General features: G+C 68.6%; 11 protein-coding genes and 1 pseudogene. 5 read left to right on the top strand and 7 right to left on the bottom strand.

Annotation, left to right across the window (positions count from 1 at the left end):
• The 4 genes and pseudogenes from C458_RS12050 to C458_RS12035 all read left to right on the top strand — a co-directional run.
• Positions 1-541, top strand: a pseudogene (locus C458_RS12050) (ABC transporter ATP-binding protein); the annotation flags it as partial.
• A gap of 104 nt (positions 542-645) precedes the next feature.
• The gene (locus C458_RS12045) at positions 646-849 is read left to right on the top strand and encodes a hypothetical protein (RefSeq protein ID WP_004042869.1); all 204 of its coding nucleotides are present in this window, start codon (positions 646-648) and stop codon (positions 847-849) included.
• A 155-nt stretch (positions 850-1,004) separates the two neighbouring features.
• Entirely contained in the window at positions 1,005-2,111 is a 1,107-nt protein-coding gene (locus tag C458_RS12040; protein WP_008576039.1) for a Gfo/Idh/MocA family protein, read from the top strand.
• A 42-nt stretch (positions 2,112-2,153) separates the two neighbouring features.
• On the top strand, positions 2,154-2,951 hold the full coding sequence (locus tag C458_RS12035) for a hypothetical protein (protein WP_008576037.1): 798 nt from the start codon (positions 2,154-2,156) through the stop codon (positions 2,949-2,951).
• Between the two features lie 72 nt (positions 2,952-3,023).
• On the opposite strand, the gene trmB is transcribed toward C458_RS12035, so the two are convergent.
• A complete protein-coding gene (gene trmB, locus C458_RS12030) occupies positions 3,024-4,085 on the bottom strand; it encodes an HTH-type sugar sensing transcriptional regulator TrmB (protein ID WP_008576036.1) in 1,062 nt (353 codons plus the stop codon).
• A gap of 314 nt (positions 4,086-4,399) precedes the next feature.
• On the opposite strand from trmB, the gene C458_RS12025 reads away from it, so the two are divergent.
• Positions 4,400-5,545, top strand: coding sequence for a mechanosensitive ion channel family protein (locus tag C458_RS12025; RefSeq protein ID WP_008576035.1), 1,146 nt, complete (start codon positions 4,400-4,402; stop codon positions 5,543-5,545).
• A 103-nt stretch (positions 5,546-5,648) separates the two neighbouring features.
• Here the strand turns inward: C458_RS12025 and C458_RS12020 are convergent, their stop codons facing one another.
• The 6 genes from C458_RS12020 to C458_RS11995 form a co-directional block, all read right to left on the bottom strand.
• Positions 5,649-6,056, bottom strand: a complete 408-nt coding sequence (locus C458_RS12020) for a universal stress protein (RefSeq protein ID WP_008576034.1) — start codon at positions 6,054-6,056, stop codon at positions 5,649-5,651.
• Positions 6,057-6,142: 86 nt separating this feature from the next.
• A complete protein-coding gene (locus C458_RS12015) occupies positions 6,143-7,522 on the bottom strand; it encodes a bifunctional UDP-sugar hydrolase/5'-nucleotidase (protein ID WP_008576033.1) in 1,380 nt (459 codons plus the stop codon).
• 128 nt (positions 7,523-7,650) lie between these two features.
• Positions 7,651-7,863 (bottom strand): dodecin, encoded by a 213-nt coding sequence (locus C458_RS12010; RefSeq protein ID WP_008576032.1) that lies wholly within the window; start codon positions 7,861-7,863, stop codon positions 7,651-7,653.
• Between the two features lie 93 nt (positions 7,864-7,956).
• Positions 7,957-8,754: a winged helix-turn-helix domain-containing protein gene (locus tag C458_RS12005; RefSeq protein WP_008576031.1), complete on the bottom strand. Its 798-nt coding sequence runs from the start codon at positions 8,752-8,754 to the stop codon at positions 7,957-7,959.
• Between the two features lie 99 nt (positions 8,755-8,853).
• Positions 8,854-9,513 (bottom strand): hypothetical protein, encoded by a 660-nt coding sequence (locus C458_RS12000; RefSeq protein ID WP_008576030.1) that lies wholly within the window; start codon positions 9,511-9,513, stop codon positions 8,854-8,856.
• On the bottom strand, positions 9,510-10,253 hold the full coding sequence (locus C458_RS11995) for a hypothetical protein (RefSeq protein WP_008576029.1): 744 nt from the start codon (positions 10,251-10,253) through the stop codon (positions 9,510-9,512). The genes C458_RS12000 and C458_RS11995 overlap by 4 nt, the downstream gene beginning before the upstream one ends.
• Between the last annotated feature and the right edge of the window lie 17 nt (positions 10,254-10,270).

Here is a 10,270-nt window from a genome sequence, read left to right as displayed (position 1 = left end):
CCCGCCGCTCGTCTGTTACAACGAGCCGGCGAACCTGTTCGTCGCCGGCTTCATCGGCTCGCCCTCGATGAACTTCCTCGACGGCGAGGTCGCGGCCGACGGTTTCACGTCGACCAACATCGACGTGGAGTTCGACCCCGCGGACCTCGGCGTCGAACCGGGGACGGACGTCACGATGGGCATCCGCCCGGAAGACGTCTACCTCGTCGACGAGGAGTCGCTCGTGTCGAACCCGAGCCACCGCATCGACGCCGTGACCGACGTGCTCGAACCGATGGGCGACGAGATATTCGTCTACCTGAAGCTCTCGGAGTCGGCCGAGACGGACCTCGAAGACACGAGCGGCGTCGCCAACGACCAACTGCTGATGAGCGTCGCCCCCGACACCGACATCGCGGAGGACGAAGACGTGACGGTCGTCCTCGACCGCTCGCGCGTCCACCTCTTCGACACGGCGACGGGCGAGGCCATCAGCCACGGCATCGAGACGCCCGTCCAGACGAGCGGCGCTCCCGGCACGGAAGCCGAAAGCGACGACTGACGCGGCCGTAACGCGGCCGCCGCTGGTTCGTCGCCGTCCCGCCTCCGACTCGCACAGCCCGCACAACGCGCACCGAACCAACCCACAGCACACCCACCCACACAATGGTCAACGAACTCGGCCTGTTCTACCTCGGCGGGATGACGGTCCTGTTTTTCTTCTGGGCCTACGGCATCGTCTCGTTCCTGCTCGACCTGAAGAACAAGTTCATCCCGAAGGGCAAGCAGTACCTCCGCGGGCGACGCCGCCTCAAGGAAGAAAAACGCCGCGAGGAAGAACGCAAGGAGCGAGAAGAACAGCTCTACTGACCCGAATCGACCCGTGTCGCTCGCCGCACTCCGCCTCTATTGCGTGCCACCCGTCACAGTGGAAAACGCTCTCTGACCGGAGTCTCGCGGCCGATTCTGGCAAATCAGCCCAAAGAACGTGAAACTTAACACTACCAGTAGTTAATCATCGAATCATGAGTACCGAATCATCCGTCCGGGTCGGCATCGTCGGCCTCGGCAACATCGGACACCACCACGCAGACCGCCTCGTCGACCTCGGCGCGACCCTCGTCGGCGGCCTCGACATTCAGGCGGACGCCCGTCGCCGCTTCGCGGAGAAGTACGACGTGAACACCTACGAGGAGAAGTCGGAACTGTTCGAGGAGGTCGACGCGGTCATCATCACCACGCCGAACCGCTTCCACGAGGAGTACGCCGTCGCCGCGCTCGACGCCAGCCTCGACGTGCTGCTCGAAAAGCCGCTGGCGCACTCGCTCGAATCGGCCGAGCGAATCGCCGCGGCGGCCGAAGACGCCGACGGCTTCTGCATGGTCGGCTTCAACAACCGCTTTGCCAACCCCGTCGAGGTCGTCCGCCACCACTACGAGGAGGGCCGCTTCGGGGACGTGACCCACGTCGAGGCCAACTACGTCCGCCGCCGCGGCATCCCCGGGCGCGGGTCGTGGTTCACCTCCAAGGAGGTCGCCGGCGGCGGGTCGCTCATCGACATCGGCGTCCACGCCATCGACCTCGCGCTCTACTTCCTCGACTTCCCCGAGGTCGTCGAGGTCTCCGGCGTCACCCGCTCGGAGTTCGGTGACCGCGACGACTACACCTTCGTCGAGATGTGGGGTGAGGACGTGGGCCCGGAGGCCTTCGACGTGGACGACTCCGCGAGCGCCTTCATCCGTACCGACGAGGGGACGACCATCTCTCTCGAAGTCGCGTGGGCGACGAACCGCCCGACCAACGACGAGTTCTTCCTCCGCGGCACGGAGGGCGGCGTCCGCTTCGACCGCGCGAGCCACGACCTCCAGTTCTACGAGGACGGCGTCGGCGGCGGCAACCACCTCTCGACCGCGGACGTGGAGACGCAGGACAACGACACCCACAAGACCGAACAGGAGGCGTTCCTCGCGGCCGTCGCCGAGGGCGAACACCCCGGCCGCAACACGGTCGAACAGGGCCTCGCCGTCCAGCGCGTCATCGACGCCATCTACCGCTCGTCGGAGACGGGCGAGGCGATTCGCCTCGACGCGGCCGAGACCGAGACCGAGACCGAGACGCCCCCGGCGAACTGACCACCGCGAACGCACACCCCTCACAGCCCCGCTGTTCACACCATGTCCGTCATCGACTCACTCAGGCGACCGGAACACACCGGCGAGAACCGCTGTCTCCCGTGTGCCGCCGTCAACATCGCGCTGGTCGTCGTCGTCGGCCTCGCGGTCAGCGTGCTCTCGCCGGTCGCCGGTCTCGTCGTCCTCGTCGGCGGCGCGCTGTCGGTGTACCTCCGGGGCTACGTCGTCCCCGGCACGCCCTCGTTCGCGCCGCAGTTGGTCGCCGCGGTCGGTCTCGCCGGCGCCTTCGACCACGGCGACGAGGGCGGTCCGGACCGCCGCTCGGAATCGCTCGACGCCAACGTCGACCCCGACGCGATGCTGTCGGCGCTCCTGACCGCCGGGGTGCTGGTCGAAGAAGAAGACGGCTTGTTCCTCACTGACGACGCCCGCGAGGAGTGGGAGTCGACGATGGCGTCGCTCCGCAAGACCACCGACGAGGAACTCTCCGAGGCGGTCGCTAACGCGGTCCCGTTCGAGGCGACCGTCGACGCCGAGTTCGACGGCATCTCGCTGGACGGTCCCTCGATGTCCGTGTGGATTTCCCGGTCGCAGGCCATCGCGGACGTGGCGACCCTCTACGCGGTCGTCGAGCGCGGGGTCGACCCGACGGTCGCGCTCGCGGCCACGGAGCCGATGCGGATGTTCGTCGAGGTCTGTCCGGACTGCGGCGGCCCGGTCGAGGAGACGACGACGCGCAACTGCTGCGGCGGCACCGCGGGGCTGTACGACTCGCCGGACCACGAGGTGCTCGGCTGTGCGGACTGCGGCGCGGTCGTCTACGAGTTCCCCGACGAGTAGTCGGTCGCCGGCGAGGCGAGGGGGCCCGAAAAGCTGCGTGCGGCGATGCGTGCGGTGACTGACGCTGCGAGTTCAGACGATTTCGTCGCGGTTCGGAACCTCGTCGCGGCCGAGCAGAATCTCCTGTCCTTCGACGTCTTCGAGCGCGGCGACCAGCCCGCCGACCTCGACGACGCCCTCCTCGGTCTCGATGTGGAGCGACGCGACCTCCTCCGTGTCCTCGAAGGCCGTCTCGATGACGCGCCCCTCGACTACGACGGGGTCACCGGTCTCGATGTCGCGGCCGGAGACGGAGGCGTAGAAGTCGCCGTCTATCTCGCGGATGTCCTTGACGGCCCGGCGGATGGAGGCGTAGCGGCGCGGGAACGGCCGGCGCTTGCCGTTTGCGACGATGGTCTCGGCGGTGCTCCAGAGGACGGTCCCGAAGAAGCCGCTGACGAGGAAGCCGAGCGCGGAGCGGTTGAAGATGACGCCGTAGCGGTCGCGGTCGTCGCGGAGGGCGTCTTGGGTCGCGTAGATGGAGTACTCGCCGTCAGCGACCGCGAGGACGGGCGAGGTGATGCCGCGGCGGGCGCGGGCGATGGTCGCCACGTCGAGGTAGTTGAACTCCTCGGGGTCGGGCGCGCGGGAGGCGGGCGTCACGAGCAGGTCGATGCTGACGCCGCTGTCGATGGCCGCCGCGAGGTCGTCGCGGAAGCGACGGAGCAGGTCGGGCGTCAACGAGAGCACGAGTTCGTACTCCGCGGCCTCGATAATCTCCTCGATGTAGCGGAGGATGGTCGACCGCGACTTGACGAGCGAGACGGCCTCGGTGTCGCGGGCGGGGGCGGTGTAGCGTGCCTCCAACTCCTCGATGAGCTCCTCCAGCGAGGTCTTGACGTTCGCGAAGGCGTCGTCGGGGTCGACGGCGACGATTTTCATCGGGCGCGACTCGCGGAGTTCGACGAGGCCGCGGTCCGACAGGCTTCGGACCGTGTCGTACACCCGCGGCTGGGGGATGCTGGTTCGGTCGGCGATTTCGCTCGCCGTCAACTGTCCGTGTTCGAGAACGGCCAGATACGCGTCGATTTCGTACTCGCCGAGGTTGAAGCGCTCACCGACTCGCTCCATGGTGAGCCGCAGTTCGTCAGCCATGCTCGTGACGTGTACGGCATCACCTAAATCATTTACTGAAATCCGAGTAGCACGAAATTCCGAAAACAAGTGGCACAACTGATGGCAGGTCGTCGGCCGACAGTCGCGGGACGGCGGGACGGCAGGACGACGGGTGGAGCAGAGCGGAGCGGGGCGGAGCGAGTCGAATCAGGCAAGCGGGACGAAGCGCGGCGAGGCGGGCGGTCGTCGCGTCGGCCATGCGGATACTGCGACGGCCCGACACGTAGCCGTTCACCCCGACCGAACCCCCCGGAGTAACAACCCTTTTTTCGCCGCTCCCCGTTGCGGGTTCCATGCACGGAGTCGAGGGGGGTGCCGACGCGTCGGCCGCGGTCGGCGGGGTATCGACCGCGGGGGGCCACCTCGCGGTCGCCCCGCTCCAGTCGACGGCGCTCACGCCGCCGGCGTTCGTGCCGGACTACTTCCTGTTTCCGGGGTGGCGTATCGCCGTCGCCCTCGTCATCGTCGCCCTGTCGGTCGGGCTCTCGAAGTACATCGTCCGCCTGCTCGGCCGGCCGGTCGCCCGACAGTTCCGCCGGCAGAGCGTCGCCCAGACGGTGCTCCGAATCGTCCGCCTCTCTATCGTCCTCGTCGGCGTCGGCGTCGGCGCGAACGTGCTCGGCCTCGAACTCGGCGACATCGTCCTCTCGGTGACGGTGTTCTCGGCGGTGCTCGGTATCGTTCTCGCGCCCATCGTCGGGAGCATCATCAACGGGGTGTTCGTCCTCTCGGACCAGCCGTTCGAAATCGGCGACATGATAGAACTCGACGACGGCACGAAGGGCTTCATCGACGAGATTACCCTGAGCTACACGAAGATATTCACCCTCGACAACACCTTTCTCGTGATGTCGAACTCGAATATCCGCGACCGCGACGTCATCAACTACTCCGCGGAGGACGAGCGCACCCGCCTGTCGCTCGACGTACTCGTCACCTACGAGTCGGACATCGACGCCGCCCGCGACCTCGTCGAGCGCGCCGCCCGCGACTGCGACGCGGTGGTCGAAGGCGGGCCGGACATCCGCATCGGGAGCGCCCGCTACCCGGCGAAGCCGACCGCCTACATCAACTCCTACGCCGACAACGGCGTCCTCCTGCGCCTCCGCTACTGGGCGCTGAAACCGTACAAAATCGGCCGCATCCAGTCGGAGGTCCAGACGCGGCTCTGGACGCACGTCGAGGAGTCAGAGGCGACCGTCGAGTTCGCCTACCCGCACACGCACCTCGTCTTCGACGAGACGAGCGGGAGCCTCCACGTCACCGGCGACGAGGGCGCGAACCGGCGTCACGCCACCGCGTCGCCGGCACCGGGAGCGCCTACCCACCCGGTCTCCGGGGAGGGCGGCGAAGCCCCGGTCGATGCGGCTGATTCGGCCGACGCGACCGACGCCCCGGACTCGGCGGACGCGGAGTCAGCGGATACCGCCGAGAACTGACGGGGAACGGCGAACGCAGTCGAAACTGGTCGCATCGAAAACGGGGGAACCGAACTCGAATCCGAGTCCGAACTCGAACCGAACCGGCCCGTGCGCCGCCGGCTCAGTCGTCGGCGCGGACGGTGATGACCGTGCAGTCGAGCTTTTCGCGGAGGAAGACGTCGATGTCGGGGTCGTCGAGGAACCGGCGGAGCATCCGCCGCCAGCGGCTCGCCTGTTTCGACCCGATGACGACGATGTCGGCCTCCTCGGCGGCGACCTCTTCGAGAATCGTCTCCTCGACGAGGAAGCCCCGGCGGACGACGTAGCGCGCGCGGACGAGCGGCCCGAACTCGGCTTCGACCGCCTGCTTGAGTTCGGTCCGCGTCACGCCGCGGTTCGACTGGTAGAGGTCGACGTGGAGGACCGTCAGTTCGGCGTCGCGCTCGCGCGAGACGCGGACGGCCTCTTCGAGCGTCGCCCGGGAGTGCTTCGAGAGCGGATACCGAACCGGGACCACGACCCGTGTCATACTCCGAGACCACTCGCCGGGCGTGCGTGAACCTTTCCCTCTCCGACGGCCGCGTCGCCGTTGCTCACGCTCTTTCCGTCTCCGCTTCAGTCGTCGGCGCGGCTGGCCGACCGGCGTTCGATGCGCCCCTCGACGGCGGCGTCGAAGCCGACCTCGCGGGCGTAGCGCGCCAGCGCGTCGTGTTGAATCTCGAACTCGCCGCCCCGGTGGGCCTGCGTGATGGCCGGGAACTCCTGTGTGCTGTGGAGCAGGTAGTCGCTCGTGGCGACGGTGTAGCGCGCCTCCGGGTCGAGTGGCTCGCCGCCGACGAACGCCTCGACGACCTCGTTTCGGTCGTCGTCCCAGACGATGCGCGCGCCGCTGACGTGGGCGTGCCACCAGTCCGGTTCCCCGAAGCCCATCTCGGCACCGCGGGCGGCCCCGAACGCCGCGAGCAACTCCGTGCCGGTCACGTCGGCGACGACGAGGTGCTCCTCGAAGGGAACGAGGCTCACGAGGTCGGCGTGGGTTATCTCGGGGCCGACGGGCGGGCCGGAGCGGATACCGCCGCTGTTCTGGAGTCCCACGTCCGCGCCGGTCGCCCAGCGGTAGGCGTCAGCGATGGCGTTGCCGACGCGACACTCGCCGGCCGCGACGGTCTCCTCGGCGCGGTCCATCGGGCGGTCGATGCGGCAGAGCACCTCGTCGAGGCCGGCGGCGTCGACCCGGCCCTCCAGCGCCGCGACGAGTTCCGCGTCGGGACGGTACTCGGCGGTCCGGTGGCGGACCGTCTCGATTCGGTCGGCGGCGACGCGGACCTCCCAGACGACGTGGCCGTTCGCGCCGGGGCGGACGATTGGCACGCCGTCGACCACGTCGTCGCGCTCGGCGTGGACGTGGCCGCCGAGGACGAGGTCCACGTCGCACCGGGCGACCAGTTCGTCGTCGCCGCTCCCGAGGTGCGAGAGCACGACGACGAGGTCCGCGCCGTCGTCCCTGAGGGCGTCGGCCGCGACCGAGGCGGCCGCGTAGGGGTCCGCGAAGTCGAGGTCGGTCGCCTCGGGGTTGATGGTGCCGGTCGCGGGGTCGGTGACGCCGAAGAAGCCGAGCGTCAGTCCGTCCACCTCGCGGGTCGTTCGCGGGACGGTTCCCTCGGCGGCGGCGAACCGACCGCCGTCCTCGCCGCGGACGTTGCTCGTGACCCACGTCGGCCGGCTCGCGGCGACGAGTTCGCGGGTCCGGGTCGCACCGTAGTCGAAGTCGTGGTTGCCGAACGTTTCGAGGTCGGCGTCCACGGCGTCGTAGAAGTCGAGCGCCTGTCCGCCGCGCTCGACGAGAGAAAGGACGCCCGGCGCGGTGTTGTCGCCGGAGCCGACCACGAGGGTGTCGTCGCCGTCGAGGGCGCGGACGCAGCCCGCGAGGCGGCCGGCGCGCTCGGAGTCGTCGAAGACGTTCTCGATGTCGGAGTAGTGGAGGAGCCGAGGCATTCGCTTCTCGAATGTGGCGGTGCGGGCGGATAAGAAGCCGTCGGGACGGCCCGCGGGCGGGCGAGACGGCGCGGAACCGGCGGCGAACCGGGGCAGCCGCCAGCGCCTCGACGCGGGCGAGTTCGCCGCTACTCGTCGTCTTCTCCCTCGAGTTCGAACGCGACTTCGACCTCGGCTTGGTACTCTCGCGTCTCGACGGACGCGAGTTCGACGCCGAGTTCCTTTACTTCGACCCAGTGGACGCCCGCGAGCGTCTCCTCCGCGCGGTTAATCGCGTCGTCGACGGCGGCGTCGAAACTCTCTGCACTCCGACCGACGAGGGTGATTTTCTTGAACACCATCTCGTCGGACCCTTCGTCGTACTATCACAAATAATCGTCCCTGATTCGACGGCGGTGGGCGGACGGGTCATCCCATATCGCGCCGTCGCGGGCTCACTCGTCGGGCCGATACGCGCGCGCGGTCTCGGCGCGCGCCGCGACGAGTCTGCGACCCCACGCCACGGCCGAGGGCTCGTAGCTCACGACCAGCGCCTCCGGAGCCGACATGTGGTCGTAGACGACGAGCGTGACGGAGGCGGTCGTCGGTCGGTCCATGACCACGACGCCGAACGTCGGGTCCTCGTCGACCGCGGACACGCGGACGCCGGCGTCGACCATGGCGTCGAGGCCGTCGGGATAGCGGTTCGAGAGCCAGTCGAGCGACTCCGCGGAGAGGACGAGCGTGACGCTGTCGCCGAGCCGGGTGAGCTGCTCGCGCGCCTCGGGCCAGTTACTGAACAGAAACGGGCCGTTGAAGCCGGCGAGCTCCGTCACCTCGTTGATATCGAAATCGAGCGGTGCGCGCCGTTCCATCTCCGAGAGGTCGCCGGTACAGACGACCGCCTCGCGGAACAGCGAGGGTGGCGGCTCGACCGACTCGGGGAGGTGGTCGAGCACGGGTACCGCGCCGAGCACGTTCGCCATCGCCCGAATCGCTTCGTCGTGTGTCTCCAGCGCGACTCGACCCGCGCTCGTGGCGACGAACCTACCGTTCGACCGCTCGACGAGACCGAGCCCGACGAGTCGCTCGACGCCGCGGTCGACGGTGGACCGAGAGACCGAGAGCGTGCGGACCAGTTCGGCCTTCGAAAGTGACTCCGTCGAGAGCGCTTGGAGAATCTGCCGGCGACGGCCGACCGTCTCGAACGCGTCGGCGGCGTCCTCGTCTCCGTCACCGATCCAACTCGACATCGGTGTGAACGTCTCAGTCCGTGTACAAATGTATATCGGGATTCGAGAGAAATCGACTGCTGTCGGCTGATTCTGACGGCCTGGTCCCGCCGATTCGTGTCAGCGGGATGCCGTTTCGAACCGCCGCTGCAACGCGCCGACCACGTCCGAGAGATGCGCGGTGCCCCAGATGGCGACGATGACGCCGCCGACGGCGTCGAACACGAGGTCCAGGAGCGTGTCGTCGAGACCGTACTGCGTCAGCACCGACGCGGTGCCGGCGAGCGAGGCGACCCCGGAGATGGCGAACTCGATGACCTCCCAGAAGACGCCGAACGCGAGGACGAAAAGCAGGATGAAGACGAACATGAACCGCGGCGGCAGGTAGATGTCCGCCGTGTGCTCGTCGACCGCGCGGACGGTCGCGTAGCCGGCGGCCGCGACGACCGACGACGACAGCGCGTGCGTGAGATGGTCCCACCACCAGACGCCCGCGTAGAAACTGGTCTCCGAACCGGGGAAGCCGACCGTCCCGACCGCGTGGAGGAACGCCGCGGAGGATATCCAGAGCGTCAGCCCGGCGTCCATCGGGATGCGGTAGTCGCGTTCGAGTATCGCCGGCAGATAGGTCACGCCGAGACCGACGAGCGCGTTGACGACGATGCCGAGGTTCCCGCGGTCGAGGCCGATGAAGACGAGACCGACGAGGACGACCTGCATCGCCCGCGAGAGTTGGGACTGCCGCCGCTCGTCGATACGGAGGTGCGAGCGAATCCTCACGGCGACTCACCTCCCTCCGGCGCGCGGGAATCGCGGTCCGTCTCCGCCGCGTCCGACAGCCCGGCTACCTCCGCCGCCTCCGACTCCTCGGCCATCTCCGCCACCTCCTCGGGGAGTCGCTCGCGCGACCCGGCGCGGCGGCGGAAGTAGTACTCGAACAGCAATCCGGCGACGAGTCCGGCGACGGTGGCGGCGACGAAGTCCCACATCAGTCCCGCCTCGACGACGTGCTCGGGCCGCCCGTTCAACAGCAGGCGCGTCCCGAGGTAGAGGTCCGAGAGCCACTGGACGACCGCCCAGACGCCCGCGGCGGCCATCGTGGCGATGACGACGAAGAAGACGGCGAAGGAGTGGTTCATCCGGACCGGCGTGAACACGTCGAGTTCGACGGCGACGATGAGCGCGATGGCGGCCACCGCGAGGTACGTCGACACGCGCCCGGTGAACGTCACGCCGCCGATGGTCTGGCCCCGGACGAGAACGCGGGCGACGAGCGGGAGCGAGGCGAGCGCGACGACCTCCCACGGCAGCATCGCTCGCGGTTCGCGGAAGGCGACGGCCGGGACGACGGTGACCGCGGCCACGACGGCCGCGAAGCCGCCCCAGACGAGGTCGCCGCCGGTGACGACGCTCCCGACGGCGACGGCGACGAGGAAGCCAACGAACAGCCACGCGAGCGCCGCGTTGAGTCGTCTGCTCCGGACGAATTGCGCCAGCTCCGTCTGTGCGGCCTGCGACATGCTCGTCCGTTAGCGAC

Origin of the sequence: Haloferax sp. ATCC BAA-644, assembly GCF_000336975.1 — an archaeon.
GTDB classification, from domain to species: domain Archaea; phylum Halobacteriota; class Halobacteria; order Halobacteriales; family Haloferacaceae; genus Haloferax; species Haloferax volcanii.
The sequence above is the reverse complement of the archived record's forward strand: the minus strand, read 5'-3'. Positions and strand labels throughout refer to the sequence as shown.